The organism is Bartonella sp. P0282, assembly GCF_048452985.1.
Lineage (GTDB): Bacteria > Pseudomonadota > Alphaproteobacteria > Rhizobiales > Rhizobiaceae > Bartonella > Bartonella choladocola.
Window position 1 is genome coordinate 932,261 of record NZ_WTFO01000001.1, and the last position, 16,163, is coordinate 948,423.

The following is a 16,163-nucleotide window of genomic DNA, read 5'->3' on the forward strand; positions in this document are numbered from 1 at the left end:
ATACCTTTTCGATATCCGGCGTAAATGGTCAAAAATCAGGCAGCGCTATCGGATGGACGCGGCTTACCGTTTCTTTTACGATCAATCGGGTCGAGGTATAGCTTGCGCAAACGAATATTCTTTGGCGTAACCTCGACAAGCTCATCATCCTGAATCCACGATAAAGCACGTTCCAACGTCATTTTGATCGGAGGTGTCAGTTTCACCGCCTCATCCTTGCCTGCCGCACGGACATTGGTGAGTTTTTTACCCTTCAAGACATTCACATCCAAATCATTATCGCGTGAATGTATGCCGATAATCATTCCTTGATAGACCTTGACACCCGCATCAATAATCATCGGCCCACGATCTTCAAGATTGAACAGGGCATAGGCTACCGATTCACCATTATCATTGGAAATCATGACACCGTTTGTGCGCCCTGCAATATCGCCCTTATAAGGTTCATAATCATGGAACAGACGGTTCATGACAGCCGTGCCACGTGTATCCGTCAACAATTCCGACTGGTAGCCGATAAGGCCGCGCGTCGGCGCATAAAAGACCATGCGGACACGGTTTCCACCCGAAGGCCGAAGCTCGATCATTTCGCCTTTACGTTCAGACATCTTCTGGACAACAATGCCCGAATATTCTTCATCGACGTCGATGACGACTTCTTCTACCGGTTCAAGCTTGTTGCCGTTCTCGTCTGTATGCATGACAACACGCGGGCGCGAAACCGAAAGCTCGAAGCCTTCACGGCGCATATTTTCGATGAGTACAGCAAGCTGTAATTCGCCACGGCCGGAAACATAGAAGGAATCCTTGTCTTTTGACTCCTCGATTTTCAAGGCAACATTGCCTTCAGCCTCTTTGAGCAGACGGTCACGAATAACACGGCTTGTAACCTTATCACCTTCTGTGCCGGCAAGCGGACTGTCGTTAACAAGGAAACTCATTGTCACCGTTGGCGGGTCAATAGGCTGGGCTTTTAACGGCTCGGTCACAGACGGGTCACAGAATGTGTCGGCAACTGTTCCTTTTTGCAAACCGGCAATTGCCACAATGTCACCGGCGTCACCTTCTTCGATCGGTTGGCGTTCAAGGCCACGAAAAGCAAGAATTTTTGAAATTCTGCCCGTTTCAACAAGATTGCCCTGTTGATCGAGAACTTTCACAGCCTGATTGGGTTTAACTTTTCCGGAGTGGATACGGCCGGTAATAATACGTCCCAGAAATGGATCGGCTTCAAGAATGGTTCCGATCATTGTGAATGGGCCGGGAGCAACTGTCGGAGCCGGAACATGGCGTACCACCATATCAAACAAAGGTGCCAAGCCCTGATCTTTCGGGCCTTCGGGGCTTTCAGCCATCCAGCCATCGCGCCCCGAACCATAAAGAATCGGAAAATCGAGCTGTTCGTCTGTTGCATCAAGTGCAGCAAACAGATCGAAAACTTCGTTGATAACTTCTTCAGGACGTGCATCAGGACGGTCGATTTTGTTAATCGCAACAATCGGACGCAGTCCGACTTTCAAGGCTTTGCCGACAACAAATTTTGTTTGTGGCATCGGGCCTTCTGCTGCATCGACGAGAACAATCGCACCATCCACCATATTGAGGATACGTTCAACCTCGCCGCCGAAATCGGCGTGTCCGGGAGTATCAACAATATTGATACGCGTATCTTTCCATACAACAGAGGTAACTTTGGCAAGGATGGTAATTCCACGTTCTTTTTCAATATCGTTGGAATCCATCATACGCTCGCCGGTGCGTTGATTTTGGCGGAAATTTCCTGATTGCTTTAATAGCCCGTCGACAAGCGTTGTTTTACCGTGGTCAACGTGGGCAATGATAGCAATATTGCGCAATTGCATGTAGATCTTCTTTTCGTTCACTGAAATTTCAAAATACGGTAACAAACAGAGCTACCGCATGGGGTTGCATGCCTCTTACAAGTTTTTTACAGTTTTTGGAAGAGGGGAAACTGTTTTTGACTAAGATAAACTCGTTCTCATCACTGCGAAACTTCGAGAGCATCGCCCTATTTATATGAGAATAGCCATCGGACCAATCAATAACCATGGCCGGATATATTCTTCTTTTTGGCAAATAATGGCGATTAATGACAATATGAATCAATAGTTTGCGTATTATCCTCTCAAGCCCGGATATGCTGTTATTCTGCGATACTATGATTTCAGGCTGTTATCGGATTAAGTGGAACAGCAGCCTGAAAAATTTATTGGATTATGCGATTTTTATAGAAGTGTGCCACTCAGGATGAGTGCTGCAACGGAAAAATAGATCACAATACCCGTTACATCGACCAGTGTTGCCACAAAAGGCGCGGAAGCACTTGCCGGGTCAAATCCGAGACGGTTCAAGAGAAACGGAAGCATAGAACCGGTCAAACAACCGAACATAACAATGCCGATAAGGGCAGCACCTACAGTTATTGCAACCAGTACCCAATGCTCGCCATAATCATATATGCCGGTTTTCTGCCACACTATAATGCGTATGACACCAATCAATCCGAGCATTGCGCCCAAAGACACGCCTGCGGGTATTTCTCTTAAAGCGACTTTCCACCAATCTTTGAGGTCAAGCTCTCTTAATGCGAGTGCACGAATGATAAGCGATGTTGCCTGTGAACCGGAATTACCGCCGGAACTCATGATAAGCGGAATAAAAAGAGTAAGAACAATGGCTTTTTCAAGTTCGACTTCAAAATGCTGCATGGCGCTCGCGGTCAACATTTCACCCAGAAACAGAACGGCAAGCCAGCCGCCGCGTTTTTTCATCATATCGAAAAAACCGATATCCATATAGGGTTTGTCGAGCGCTTCCATACCACCGAATTTGTAAGCATCTTCACTCATTTCTTCAGTCATGGCATCGAGCACGTCATCAACTGTCACAATGCCGATGACGTGGTCTGTTTCGTCAACAACCGGAACCGAGAGCAAATCGTGACGCCGGAACAGGCGTGCAACTTCTTCCTGATCGGTCAAAGGACCGATTTTGATCGGTTCGCCATTGGTGGCAGCATTAAGAATAGTATCATCAGGATTTGCCAGAATAAGATTTCTGAGCGAAACCGCTTTGATAAGAACACTGGTTTCCGGATCAATGACATAACTTGCGTAAACCGTCTCGCGCGTACGTTCGACATCACGGATATGGTCAAGTGTTTGACGAACCGTCCAGGTGGAGGGAACCGCAATAAATTCTGTTGTCATTAACGCGCCGGCGCTGCCATCAGGATAACTCGACAGCTTTTTCATCTCGGCACGGGTGAGCGGCTTCAGGAGCGGGTAAAGTTTGGCGCGGGTTGCCTCTTCCATTTCCTGAAATACGTCCGCAGCCTGGTCGGCAGACATTCCGTCAAGAATTGTGACAGAACGTTCTGTGGGGAGCATTTCGAGAATCTGTCCGGGTTCGTCAAGCTCCGGTTTGTCAAACAGTTCTATCGCATATTCGATCGGCAAAAATTTGAACACATTGACACGTTCGACAATGTCGAGATCATTGATGACATCGACAGCGTCGGCAAAATGCAGACGGCTCAAGCGCTCGGCAAGCGCCTCAGCAGACAGCGTTTTGACATCGAATGCTGAAGTCTGGTTTTCAGTCATGATGGAGCTCCTTCAGAACAGTTCATTACGGACATTCAACCTGTCGGGTAATCTATAGGGCAGGTTTGACATCCCGACAGATCATATGTGGGGGGAGCATTTCCCTACGCAGATGTTTCAATTGTTATGTTTTAAACGAAAGTCAAGCACTGTTTGTCTATCAGTCACTTTTATTCTTTAAACAGCAAAAAACAGTGGAAACTTCGGGCGATATTTCGCCGCCTTTTGCTTCGTTTTGTCACAATTATAATCATTTGTTTTCGTTAAAGAACAAAAAATCGGACGGGCGTGAAAAACCGAAAATTTATAATTCGAATTTATTTGTTACTTTTATAGAGCAATAAAAAAACCGGATAATTGACGAAGCAGAAAAATTGAAAAAAATGATTGCTTTATCTCGTTCTGATAATAATCTTTCGTCATGGTATTGGATGGCAAATGCGCTATGTCAAATCATAAGAGCGAGCTGTCGCGGGCATGTGGCAGAACTGCTATGAGGTATTGAAAACACGGCGTATTGAACGAGATCGAGACAATAGTGAAACAGTTGACCGATTTTTCTGAAACAGACGGAAAGCGCAATTTATTGCTAAAGGCGATTATCGGCGCGGTATCGTTCTGTTTTTTTTGCATCTGTTCAATTGTTTTGGTCTGTTTCCCGACAATGGCTTCCGAACTCAAAATTGCATTGCCGGATGACCCTGATAGTCTTGATCCGGTTTTATCGGGCACTTTTTCCGGACGTGTTGTCTACATGTCCATGTGCGACAAGCTTATCGACATTTCCCGCGAGGCCGATTTTATTCCCGAACTTGCAGAGGATTGGAATTTTTCCGACGATGGCAAGATTTTGAAATTGGACTTGCGAAAGGATGTCGTCTTTCATGATGGAACGCCATTCAACGCCGATGCCGCCGTCTATTCCTTGAAACGGGCTATGAGTTTTTCCCGATCTGTGCGGGATAACGAACTTGCTTCCGTTGCAAAAATCGAGGCAACAGGACCGTTTGAACTGACAATCAAATTGAAATATCCGGATGCTACGCTTTTATCGCATCTGGCCGACCGCGCCGGTGTCATGGTTTCACCCAAAGCTGCCCGTGAAATGGGAAGCGACTTTGGTCTTAAACCTGTTTGTGCAGGGCCTTTCCGCTTTGTCGAACATGTTCCCCGTGACAGAATTGTTCTGGAAAAATTCGATCGTTACTGGAATAGCAGGGAAATCAAACTTGACCGGTTGACCTTTCTAACAATTGAAGATCCTGCGGTTCGTTTTGCCAATTTGCGTGCGGGAATTGTCGATATGGTTGACAGGTTGTCGCCAAATGATTTTGACAAAGCAAAAAAAACATCGAGATTGCAAACCGATAGTGTTGCAAGCGAGGGCTATATTGCTCTCGTCATTAATATAGCAAATAGTAACAAGGCCGGAACACCTCTCGGTCAACAAAAATTGTTAAGGCAGGCCTTTTCGCTGGCTATTGATCGTGCATCTCTTAACGAACACGTCTATGGCGGGGCTATGGTTGTCGGCAATCAGCCCTGGGCGCCGGATACTGTCTGGTTCAATCCGGGTTTTCCTGTTTCCCCGCGTAATCTTGAAAAAGCGCGTCAATTGATCGAACAAGCAGGTTTTGCAAATCAGAAAATCGAAGTCCGGATTTCCCACAGCAATGACCCGACAGTTGTGCAAGCAATCGAGGCAATCCGGACAATGGTCAATGAAGCAGGCTTTCAGGTGAGCCTTCACCCGCAAGAAGACACAAAACTTGCGATTGACAATAGCGATGGTAATTTCGAGGTATCTGCACAAAAATGGAGCGGGCGTATTGATCCGGATGGAAACGTTTACTGGTTCGTTACATGCGGCGGCGGAGACAATATCGGTAAATATTGCAACCCCGAACTGGATAAGAAATTGTCGCTCGCCCGTCAAACACTCGATCCGGCAGAACGGGTCGATCTTTATCATTATGCAGCTTCTGTTCTTCAGGAAGATATGCCCGTCATTTATCTGGGACACCCTGACAATATCTATGCCTACACCAGAAAACTTCATGGCTTTCAGCCTTATCCCGACGGGCTGATACGGTTATCCAACGTTTATAAGGATTGAAGTGTTGGCAAATTGCGCAAACCGTTCCGGACAAGCCTTGTTTTACCGTTATTTTCCGGTTTTGCCGAAGACGTGAAAAAATCCCGAAAACGGGAATGTTTTGAAAGGGGCGTACCCCTAAATCACCACGTTTGCCTCGCGCGTCAAACGGAAGAGAATTTATCCAAAATAGCCAAGGGAGTTTCATATCCCGCTTATTTCATATCCCGCTTATTTCATATCACAGGCTTTTTATGCATGAATCATTTTATGCCAGAATTATTTTATAGTCGTCCGCTTCGGCTTTTGCGGAAGGAAAGGGCGGTTTTCATGACGGCACAACAATTTCTTTGTTTAAAAGCTTTCCTGATAAGCTGGTATTCCCGCTTTTAATGATTACATGAATAGCGTATTGCCCGATGCAAATGAATTGCAATAAATTATTGGAGAAAAAATATGTCAAAAACGGCTTTGCTGGAGTGGTCCGGTTTTGAAGGTCTGCCTGATTTTTCAAAAATCCATGATGAAGATTTCAAGCCTGCTTTTGAAGAAGCATTAAAAGATGCCGAAGCCGAAATTGAACAGATTGCCGCCTCGCCGGAACCTGCCACAATAGATGGATTTTTGCAGGCGTTTGAACTTGCCGGTCAGCCACTTGACCACGTATGTTCTGTTTTCTTTCTCCGTTCGGGTGCTTATAGCAATGAGCTGATCCAGCAATTGGAACAGGATTTTGTGCCCAAACTGTCTCGCTATTCCTCAAAATTGATGATGGATCCGCGGCTTTTTGCAAAAATTGACGCCCTCCATGAGGAAGCAAAAAAAGCAAAATTCGATGCTGAAACAACCCGTGTGATCGAACTCACATGGAAGGGTTTTGTGCGTAACGGTGCGCTTCTTGATGAAAAAGATAAAAAAAGACTGGCAGAGATAAACGAGAGATTGGCTCTGCTTGGCGCGCAATTCGGCCAGCATGTGTTGAATGATGAAGCCGAGTGGGTGCTTTATCTTGAAAAAAACGACCTCGCCGGACTTCCCGACGATCTTGTTGCAACCATGAAAGAGACGGCAAAGGAAAGGGGAAAACCGGATTCCTATGCACTGACACTTGCCCGTTCGATTGTCGAACCGTTTTTGACTTTTTCCGACCGGCGGGACTTGCGCCAGATTGCCTTTGAAGCATGGGCAAAACGTGGTGAAAACGGCAATAAAAATGACAATCGTGAAGTCATCAAAGAAATTATCGCGTTGCGTGATGAAAAGGCAAAGCTTCTTGGTTTCAAATCTTTTGCTGCATTCAAACTTGATAACACAATGGCCAAAACGCCCGATAACGTCATGAATCTTTTAATGCCAGTCTGGAAGCGGGCAGTCGCCAAGGCTGAAAAAGAAGCCGACGCGTTGCAAAAACTGGCAGCACAAACGGGAAGCAATGACGAATTGGCAGCATGGGATTGGCGCTATTATGCCGAAAAGCTTCGCAGCAAATTATTCTCCTTCGACGAAGCTTCGGTCAAAGTCTATTTTGAACTCGATAAAATGATCGAGGCAGCCTTTGCCACCGCAAAGAAGCTATTCGATGTCTCTTTTGAAGAAAAGCATGGAGTACCCTTGTGGCATGAAGATGCGCGGCTTTTCGAGGTAAAAAATCCGGATGGCAGCTTACGCGGACTTTTTATTGGTGATTATTTTGCCCGCCCCAGCAAACGTTCGGGCGCCTGGATGAGCGAATTACAAACCGAACACCATTTGGGAAAAGGGCGCAAACCGATCATTTATAATATTTGTAATTTTGCCAAACCGCCCAAGGGAAAACCGGCACTTTTGTCACTGGATGATGCGCGAACCCTGTTCCATGAATTCGGACATGCACTCCACGGCTTGCTATCGGAAGTAAAATGGCCATCTGTTTCGGGAACATCTGTGGCAAGAGATTTTGTCGAACTTCCTTCGCAATTGTTCGAGCATTGGGTCACTGTTCCGGAAACTTTGAAAACTTATGCAAGGAACGTCAAAACCGGTGAACCCATGCCGCAGGAATTGCTCGACAAGGTTCTGGCTGCACGCACGTTCAATGGTGGTTTCGATGCCGTTGAATTTACGGCCTCGGCACTTGTCGACATGGCTTTTCATGAAGGTGGCAAAGTTGATGACCCGACCGAATTTGAAAAGAAAGAATTGAAAAAATTGGGTATGCCGAAGGCAATCATTATGCGTCACCGTCCGCCGCATTTTACCCATGTTTTTACCGGTGACGGTTATTCGGCGGGATATTATTCCTATATGTGGGCGGAAGTCCTCGATTCAGATGCGTTCGAGGCATTTGAAGAAACCGGCAATGCTTTTGATCCGGCCACGGCTGAAAAACTGAAAAAATATATTTATTCGGCTGGCGGCAGCCGCGATCCCGAAGAGCTATACAAGGCTTTCAGAGGACGGCTTCCTTCGCCTGATGCATTGATGAGAAAACGCGGCATATGAAGCGATAGGCGTCCAACGCTATTTTCTTCACCCAAGTGGAAGGAAAACTCTTTCCACTTGCGGTTTTGGATTTCTCCAGATACCGGTTTTCGCTTTAATGCATGACGATAGATCGGGTTTTCGGGAATTTGTCTGTGGTGAAGCGAAAAATATGGTGCTGTCATTGAGCCGGATAGTCTTCAGGCGATCAAGGAAATATAATAAAGCCTTCTATCTTGGTTTTGACAGCTCCTTCATGCAGTAGTAAGAACTATTGGAAAAACTCTAAAATTCGGATTTTGAAAAATGGAAAAGTTCACAACACTGACGGGTGTTGCAGCGCCAATGCCGGTTGTTAATATCGATACCGATATGATTATTCCGAAAAATTATTTGAAAACGATCAAGCGTACCGGTCTTGGTAAAGGGCTGTTTGCGGATATGCGCTATCTTGATGACGGGTCGGAAAATCCTGATTTCGTTTTGAATAAACCGGCTTACCGTCATGCCAAAATCATTGTCGCCGGAGATAATTTCGGTTGTGGTTCTTCGCGTGAACATGCGCCCTGGGCATTGGCCGATTTCGGCATACGTTGTGTTATTTCAACTTCATTTGCCGATATTTTTTATAACAATTGCTTCAAAAACGGTATTCTGCCAATTATTGTCAGTCCCGAAGATTTACAAAAACTGATGGAAGATGCAGAACGTGGTGCCAATGCAACCATGACCATCGACCTTGAAAAAAAGGAAATCCATGGGCCCGATGGTGGTACATTGAAATTCGATCTTGATGAATTTCGTCGCCATTGTCTGTTAAACGGGCTCGATGACATTGGTCTTACCATGCGCAAAGTCTCGGAAATAGATTCGTTTGAAAAAAAGAATGCAAAGGAACATCCTTGGGCTTGAATAAAGCGGATTTTGCTGAATAACATCAATTTGAAATTTGAATTGGCCGCTAACTTGCGTGTTTTATGTACCGCGTTTTAAAATAGCAGCAACGGAGCATGTAATTTATATGGCTAGACCAGACCGTAGTCATAATTGGGCTTCCCGCCTGTCTCCAAGTCTCAACGAACTCGACTCGATTGCTCGCAATTCTTTTGCGAATTTGCCGTCGAAGTTTCGGGTTCTTTGCGATGATCTTATTATATCGGTGACAGATTTTCCCGATGATCAAATGATGGATGACATGGGACTTGAATCCCCCTTCGAGCTTTTGGGATTGTTTGAAGGGCAGGGAATTAGTGAACGTTTTTCGCTCAATACAGGTAACGAGACGAACCGGATGACATTGTTTCGGCGGCCTATTCTTGATTATTGGTCGGAAAATGATGAAGCGTTGGGTGACATTGTTACCCACGTCCTCATTCAGGAAATCGGCCGCAACTTCGGCCTATCCGATGATACGCTTGACGAGATAGAAGAGGCGGTCGAATAAGCGGAAGCAATCTTGTTGCGGTTGCTATCATCCGGTTTTCGGCTTGTTTAAAACTCTTCACTCCGACTTCACCCTGTTCGATGTCGGGTTTTAGAAAAGCCTGTTAACCTTTGATTTTCCGAACACAAAAATCGGGTTTACGCCCCCCAAAAAAAACGCAATTTTACTGGACTGAAGAAAAGTTGTCGGCGCGTCCGGCCTCTTTGCCATTTTTGGGCTTCCAATGGTCTTCGGCTTTGTCGGGTTTCGGTGTTTCTGTGTCTCCTAACAAACCATTGTTCTGGCCCGCCATATCATAAAAGCCGATGGGTGCAACGCGGTCGACATCACGGGGTAATATGGAAATAACAGGCCCGTTCGGATCAACCTTGACTTTGTCACCTTCATTGTCTCCGTTGAGACTAATGAGATTTTCCAATGGTTTTTCGAGATAGAAGGCAAGCTTCTTCTTGCCTGCACTGGTAAAATTAATTCCATCATTGGCGCGAAGGCGTACCGTTTTCCCGTTAACGTCATAGCCGGAAAGTGCAAACTTTCCCTGTTCGTCTATAAAACCTTCCCAAACGTCAACGAAATGGCCACCGGCCGCTTCCATCTGTTGTTTGTAAAGTCTGTTGAGTGAAGAAATGGTCTGACTGAGCTGCTGGTCTTTGAACGACGGGTTCCCCAACCATAAAAATGGCTTCCCTGTCCCTTTCAGCGCGCCCGAAAGTGAAACTATTCTCTGACGGTAATTATCGCTCCATTCCTTATCCTCGACATTAATGGTTTTTTCGCCCGTTTTGATAGGCTGATTATCATTGGCTCCAAGTGCCATGACAATAATGTCGGGTTTTTCCTTCGTTACCAGTTTCCCGATATTGTCCAGCCAATTATAATGGCTTTCATTGACAAGTCCCGAAGACAGGTTTGTCGAAGCAAGAATAACAACTTTTGGATTTTCCGCATAAAGCTGGTTCAATCCGTCTGCCACGGCATTGCCGACAAAGTCTCCCAGCACAAGAATGCGTTTTGCATCCGGTGCTTTCTGATTTGTTTTCTGCGGGGCAGGTGCTTTGATAATGCGTTTTTTCTTCACCGGCGGCGGTGGCGGAGGATAATCGGGCTGCGTCTGTTGCTTGCGGCCGAAAATGATATCAAAAAGATTGCGTGCATCTGCGTTTGAAGGTGCGAATGCCAGAATGCTTACAGGCAAAATCAGTATGGCGATCCTCAAGATATTTTTCATCGAAAAATTTCCGGATTAGCGGCTACGCAAAATGGTCAACAGTTCCCGACTTGGATTTCCATCCGTTGGCAAGCCGTTACGGCTTTGGAACGCCTGAATGGCTTTTTTGGTTATTTCACCGTTTTTGCCATCAATATTGCCGTGATAATAACCCAATTTCGTTAATCGGGTTTGCAATTCCTGACGTTCCTGAATGGTAAGCGGAGTAAATGGACGGTTCCAATCTTTTACCAATCCGGGACGCCCTGCGATCCTGTCGGACAGCAATCCAACCGCCAATGCGTAACGATCGGCACTGTTATACCGTTTGATAACAAAGAAATTTTTTGTCACCAGAAATACCGGACCCTTGCGACCGTCCGGAAGTTTCAAAGTGGCTTTATCGGAAGGATAAGCAAACGGCTTTCCGTCGGCTCGCTTGACACCCATTTTTGCCCATTCGGCAAGAGTAAGCGAACCGGGCGGGAACTTGCCATTTTCAGGCAGAATGACTTCATATCCCCAGCCGCGGCCTTCCTGCCAGCCATTTTTCTTCAAAAGGTTGGCGGCAGTGGCGAGAGCGTCGGGAACCGATGTCCATATATCTCGCTTGCCATCGCCATCCATATCGACAGCATAAATAAGGTAACTCGTGGGAATGAATTGCGTATGCCCCAAAGCACCGGCCCAGGAACCTTGCAAATGAGCCCTGTCAATATCGCCGGATTGTAAAATCTTCAGTGCCGCGATCAGTTGTGTTTGTGCATATTTTGCCCGGCGCTTGTCACCATAGCCGAGAGTGGCAAGCGAGCGTATCGCGTCGCGCATTGCCGTGTCACGATCCATGGCCTCGCCAAAATCGGATTCAATCGACCAGATAGCCAAAAGAATGTTGGGATCGACACCGAAACGCTTTTCAATTGCGTTGAGCCATTTTGCCCATTTTTTCCCATGCGCACGACCGAGTGCAATGGCATTGTCCTGCACACGATTGTCAAAATAATTCCACGTCGGATCCGTAAATTCGGGTTGATAGGCAGCTTTCTTCAACACCTCCGGATCAGGAGAATCAACCCCCTTGAAAGCCAGATTGAAAGTTGCCGATGTAATGCCGGCATTCAATGCAGTCTTTTTGAAATCGGCAATCCAGCGGCGGAACGCAATGTCCGAACCGAGCGCCATTGCAGGTACAGAACAGGTGAGGCCAACGAAACACATTCCGCCGAAAATTGCCAATCGTCTGGTTATCCGGTTTCCGGATTTCTCTTCGATATTATTGCTGTTCATTTTCATATGTGCTCCGCGCGTTAGAAATGTCAGCCTTTTGCAAAAATGCACCCTTCACAATAGTAATCCGTTTTTTATTTTTATGAACGGTTTATCGTAGGCTTCATGAGGAAAATAAATCGGGAAAATGACATTTTCATAGTGGCATTGATAATTTATTTAGCCTTTGGCTATTATAATGTCATCACTTAAGATTGCATCTTGCGAAAAAAGATGATGGCTGTGAACATGCTTTTTCCATCATCCACGTTATAGAATGCAACCGAGTCAATTTGTAAAGTCGATTATATCGGGAGAGCAGTTTGAAAAAAATCCGTAAAGCAGTCTTCCCCGTGGCGGGACTTGGAACACGTTTCTTACCGGCAACCAAAACAGTTCCTAAGGAAATGCTCACCGTCGTCGATAAGCCTGTTATTCAATATGTGGTTGACGAAGCACGTGAAGCCGGCATCGAACACCTGATTTTTGTGACCGGTCGCAACAAAGCGGTTATCGAAGATTATTTCGATGCACAGGTCGAACTTTATACGACGCTTGCCGAACGTGGAAAAAAGGAAGAGTTGGCCCACCTTAAAGATTTACAACCGCAACCCGGCACAACGTCTTTTACCCGTCAACAACAGCCTTTGGGATTGGGGCACGCAGTTTGGTGTGCTCGCGAACTTGTTGGAAACGAACCTTTTGCTCTTCTCTTGCCTGATATGGTCATGCAAGCCGAAAAAGGGTGCCTTTCGGAAATGGTTCGCCTTTATGAAGCAACCGGCGGCAATATTGTTGCTGTTCAGGAATGTGATCCGGAAGAGGCACATAAATATGGTATTGTTGGTAAAGGTAAAGCGGTCGCCCACGGGTTTGAAATAACCCAGATGGTGGAAAAACCGGCAAAGGGCACAGCTCCTTCCAACCTCTATATTAACGGGCGATATATTTTGCAGCCGGAAATTTTCGATATTCTGTCACGACAGGAAAAAGGTGCCGGCAACGAAATCCAGTTGACTGATGGTATGCGCTCACTTGCACAAGACCAGAATTTTTACGGATATCGCTTTGAAGGGGCAACATTTGATTGCGGCTCCAAGACAGGATTTATCGAGGCGAACGTTGCTTTTGCGCTTTCGCGCTCTGACATGCGTGAAAAGGTTTTGGCACCTTTGACAGCATTGCTGAACACTACAAAAAAATAAAACTATAGTAGACGTCTGACCCGATTTGCTTTATCAAATCGGGTCATGATGACCGATAAAGACCTTCAATTTTCCGCTTCTGACGCAGTTCAATCTGCCAATCACACAATTTCTGTTGAAATGGCCGGACTTGCGGCTATTAAAAAGGCACTCGACGATGGTCTTTCCAAACCTTTCGCCGAAGCTGTTAAAAAAATTCTCCAGTCCAGAGGACGCGTTATTGTAACGGGTCTTGGAAAAAGCGGGCATATTGGTACAAAAATTGCCGCAACTCTCGCCTCCACCGGTACTCCAGCATTTTTTGTCCATGCTGCGGAAGCTAACCACGGTGATCTGGGAATGATCGAAGTGGGGGATGTCATCCTTGCAATATCGTGGTCGGGTGAAACGGTCGAACTCGGCGGAATTTTGAATCATGCCGCGCGTTTTCGTATTCCCCTCATTGCTTTGACATCCGGTGCACATTCTGCTTTGGGGCAAGCGGCAGATATTTTATTACTCCTGCCAAAAGTGGAAGAAGCTTGCCCGCATGGCCTTGCTCCGACAACGTCTACCACGATGCAGCTTGCAATGGGTGACGCACTGGCGGTTGCACTTCTCGAAATGCGCGGATTTACTGCCAGTGACTTCAAGATTTTTCATCCCGGTGGTTCACTTGGAGCAAATCTCAAATTCATTCGTGACATCATGCACCGTGGCGATCGTATCCCGATTGTCAAAAGTGGTACACCGATGAAAGATGCCATGCAGGTGCTTACAGAAAAACATTTTGGTTGTGTTGCTGTTGTCGATAATGAAGGCAACCTCGAAGGCATTGTTACCGATGGTGATCTTGCCCGTAATATCAATCGCGACCTTTCAAAACTCTCGGTCAATGATGTGATGACAAAAGACCCCAAAACGGTAACACCGGATATGATGGTCGGCGCGGCAACAGCCTTGATTAACGATCATAAAATTGGTGCTCTTCTGGTGGTGGAAAATAAAAAACCGGTTGGCCTTGTTCATTTCCATGATCTTCTAAGAATTGGCGCAATTTGACCGCCTCCGGTTACTTTCCATTATATTTAGCCGGTTAATTAAGTGGATTTTATTATTGAATGGAATGCGGGTTTAATATTTCGCTATAATTATTCTAAATAAAATAAACCGTGTTTTGATTTTTGTTTCTTTTTAATAGCTATTTTCAGGAAAAATATTTCTCAAAATTGCATAATCTACGGATTTAGACTATTCTGTAATGCCTGTGTCAGAGTTTGACATAGGCATAAGAAGTTAGAAATACGTGGAGGATTTTATGACACCTGAATTTAACTTTATTGACGGCAAGCTCGTCGATTGCAAAGGATGCAAGACGATCGCTGTTACCAATCCTTCAACTGACGAAGTGATCGGAGAAATCTACGACACTCCAAAGGCAGAAGTTGACAGGGCTGTTGCCGCAGCCAAAAAAGCACAGCCGGCATGGGAGAAATTACCGGCGATAGAACGCGCAAAATTTTTAAAGCAGATTGCCCGGAAGGTGCGCGAACATGCGGACGAGGTCGCAAACATTCTGGTCAGGGAACAAGGCAAAACCCAGGCACTTGCAAAGGTGGAAGCAAATTTTACGGCCGACTATATGGATTATATGGCCGGATGGGCACGTCGCATTGAAGGGGAAATTATACCTTCCGATCGCCCCGGAGAAACAATTTTGTTGATGCGGCAGGCGATTGGTGTTGTGGGCGGTATTTTGCCGTGGAATTTTCCTTTCTTTCTGATTGCCCGTAAAATGGCACCGGCACTTCTTGTCGGCAATACGATTGTCATCAAGCCAAGTGTCGAAACGCCGCTCAATGCTTCAATTTTCGCCAAGATCGTTGCCAATACGGATTTGCCAAAGGGCGTATTCAATATGGTTTTCGGGCGTGGTTCAACCACCGGCCAGAATATTTGCGAAAATCCGGATGTCGGGCTTGTAAGCTTTACCGGTTCTGTCGATACCGGCGTTCGTATTATGTCTGCTGCTGCAAAGAACATTACCAAGGTCAATTTGGAACTCGGCGGTAAAGCACCGGCAATTGTTGCCAAGGATGCCGATCTTGATCTCGCTGTGCGGGCAATTCTTGCTTCGCGCGTTATCAATACCGGTCAAGTCTGCAATTGTGCAGAACGTGTCTATGTCGACAAATCCATCGAGGCAGATTTTCTTGAAAGAATGAGCAAAGCCATGAAGGCTGTCCGCTATGGCAATCCGGAAAAAATGGCCGATGCCGATATGGGGCCGTTGATTAACAAGTCGGCTTTGTCTTCGGTTTCCGGCTTTGTCGAAAGGGCACTTAAAGAAGGTGCTGAATGCCTTGTTGGCGGTCAGCCTGCCGATATGAAACATGGTAATTTCTATGAGCCGACATTGCTTGCCCATTGCAAACAGAAAATGGAAATTGTGCAGAATGAAGTGTTCGGACCGGTTCTCCCGGTTGTTTCATTTGATACAATTGATGAAGCGATAGAAATGGCCAATGACACGATCTATGGTTTGACATCGTCCATTTATACCAAAGATCTTTCGACCGCCATGCGTGCATCAAATGAACTCCGTTTCGGAGAAACCTACATCAACCGCGAGAATTTCGAGGCTATGCAAGGTTTCCACGCAGGTGTTAAAAAATCGGGTATCGGTGGTGCCGACGGCAAGCATGGAATTCTCGAATATACGCATACCCATGTTGTCTATATCCAGAATTGATTTGCAATTTAGAACATAATAGCATAGCTTTTCAGAGAGCACCTGACGAGGGTGCTTTCTGAATTTTTTTAGAATAGATAAAATATATTATATAATATATTTTATATTGTTTATTATTCTTTAAAT

11 protein-coding genes are annotated in these 16,163 nt (G+C 45.9%); 7 read left to right on the forward strand and 4 right to left on the reverse strand.

Annotated elements, in window-relative coordinates; genetic code table 11:
- Positions 1-35: 35 nt before the first annotated feature.
- Together typA and mgtE are read right to left on the reverse strand one after the other, a co-directional pair.
- Complete coding sequence (gene typA, locus GQS64_RS04175) at positions 36-1,865, reverse strand: translational GTPase TypA (RefSeq protein ID WP_077991160.1); 1,830 nt, start codon at positions 1,863-1,865, stop codon at positions 36-38.
- Positions 1,866-2,249: 384 nt separating this feature from the next.
- On the reverse strand, positions 2,250-3,629 hold the full coding sequence (gene mgtE / locus GQS64_RS04180) for a magnesium transporter (RefSeq protein ID WP_077991162.1): 1,380 nt from the start codon (positions 3,627-3,629) through the stop codon (positions 2,250-2,252).
- A 538-nt stretch (positions 3,630-4,167) separates the two neighbouring features.
- On the opposite strand from mgtE, the gene GQS64_RS04185 reads away from it, so the two are divergent.
- The 4 genes from GQS64_RS04185 to GQS64_RS04200 all read left to right on the forward strand — a co-directional run bounded on the left by GQS64_RS04185 (position 4,168) and on the right by GQS64_RS04200 (position 9,628).
- On the forward strand, positions 4,168-5,745 hold the full coding sequence (locus GQS64_RS04185; RefSeq protein ID WP_369805208.1) for an ABC transporter substrate-binding protein: 1,578 nt from the start codon (positions 4,168-4,170) through the stop codon (positions 5,743-5,745).
- A gap of 435 nt (positions 5,746-6,180) precedes the next feature.
- A complete protein-coding gene (locus GQS64_RS04190; protein WP_077991164.1) occupies positions 6,181-8,205 on the forward strand; it encodes a M3 family metallopeptidase in 2,025 nt (674 codons plus the stop codon).
- Positions 8,206-8,490: 285 nt separating this feature from the next.
- Entirely contained in the window at positions 8,491-9,096 is a 606-nt protein-coding gene (gene leuD, locus GQS64_RS04195) for a 3-isopropylmalate dehydratase small subunit (protein ID WP_077991166.1), read from the forward strand.
- Positions 9,097-9,205: 109 nt separating this feature from the next.
- Entirely contained in the window at positions 9,206-9,628 is a 423-nt protein-coding gene (locus GQS64_RS04200) for a metallopeptidase family protein (RefSeq protein ID WP_198230708.1), read from the forward strand.
- 163 nt (positions 9,629-9,791) lie between these two features.
- Here the strand turns inward: GQS64_RS04200 and GQS64_RS04205 are convergent, their stop codons facing one another.
- Together GQS64_RS04205 and GQS64_RS04210 are read right to left on the reverse strand one after the other, a co-directional pair.
- Positions 9,792-10,856, reverse strand: coding sequence for a DUF459 domain-containing protein (locus tag GQS64_RS04205; protein WP_198230709.1), 1,065 nt, complete (start codon positions 10,854-10,856; stop codon positions 9,792-9,794).
- Positions 10,857-10,871: 15 nt separating this feature from the next.
- Positions 10,872-12,122: a lytic murein transglycosylase gene (locus GQS64_RS04210; RefSeq protein WP_149866719.1), complete on the reverse strand. Its 1,251-nt coding sequence runs from the start codon at positions 12,120-12,122 to the stop codon at positions 10,872-10,874.
- Positions 12,123-12,424: 302 nt separating this feature from the next.
- Here GQS64_RS04210 and galU point away from each other — a divergent pair, with 302 nt between their 5' ends.
- The 3 genes from galU (at position 12,425) to aldA (ending at position 16,037) form a co-directional block, all read left to right on the forward strand.
- Complete coding sequence (gene galU / locus GQS64_RS04215) at positions 12,425-13,306, forward strand: UTP--glucose-1-phosphate uridylyltransferase GalU (protein ID WP_198230710.1); 882 nt, start codon at positions 12,425-12,427, stop codon at positions 13,304-13,306.
- A gap of 48 nt (positions 13,307-13,354) precedes the next feature.
- Positions 13,355-14,347, forward strand: a complete 993-nt coding sequence (locus GQS64_RS04220; RefSeq protein ID WP_198230891.1) for a KpsF/GutQ family sugar-phosphate isomerase — start codon at positions 13,355-13,357, stop codon at positions 14,345-14,347.
- 256 nt (positions 14,348-14,603) lie between these two features.
- Positions 14,604-16,037 carry an aldehyde dehydrogenase gene (aldA, locus tag GQS64_RS04225; protein WP_198230711.1) on the forward strand — a complete coding sequence of 478 codons (1,434 nt, stop codon included), beginning with the start codon at positions 14,604-14,606 and terminating at the stop codon, positions 16,035-16,037.
- The last annotated feature ends 126 nt before the right edge of the window (positions 16,038-16,163 follow it).

Excerpts from the sequence above, each read along its gene's own strand:
- typA (WP_077991160.1), bottom strand. The coding sequence starts at position 1,865 with ATGCAATTGCGCAATATTGCTATCATTGCCCACGTTGACCACGGTAAA.
- mgtE (WP_077991162.1), bottom strand. The coding sequence starts at position 3,629 with ATGACTGAAAACCAGACTTCAGCATTCGATGTCAAAACGCTGTCTGCT.
- GQS64_RS04190 (WP_077991164.1), top strand. The coding sequence starts at position 6,181 with ATGTCAAAAACGGCTTTGCTGGAGTGGTCCGGTTTTGAAGGTCTGCCT.
- leuD (WP_077991166.1), top strand. The coding sequence starts at position 8,491 with ATGGAAAAGTTCACAACACTGACGGGTGTTGCAGCGCCAATGCCGGTT.
- GQS64_RS04200 (WP_198230708.1), top strand. The coding sequence starts at position 9,206 with ATGGCTAGACCAGACCGTAGTCATAATTGGGCTTCCCGCCTGTCTCCA.
- GQS64_RS04205 (WP_198230709.1), bottom strand. The coding sequence starts at position 10,856 with ATGAAAAATATCTTGAGGATCGCCATACTGATTTTGCCTGTAAGCATT.
- GQS64_RS04210 (WP_149866719.1), bottom strand. The coding sequence starts at position 12,122 with ATGAACAGCAATAATATCGAAGAGAAATCCGGAAACCGGATAACCAGA.
- GQS64_RS04220 (WP_198230891.1), top strand. The coding sequence starts at position 13,355 with ATGACCGATAAAGACCTTCAATTTTCCGCTTCTGACGCAGTTCAATCT.
- aldA (WP_198230711.1), top strand. The coding sequence starts at position 14,604 with ATGACACCTGAATTTAACTTTATTGACGGCAAGCTCGTCGATTGCAAA.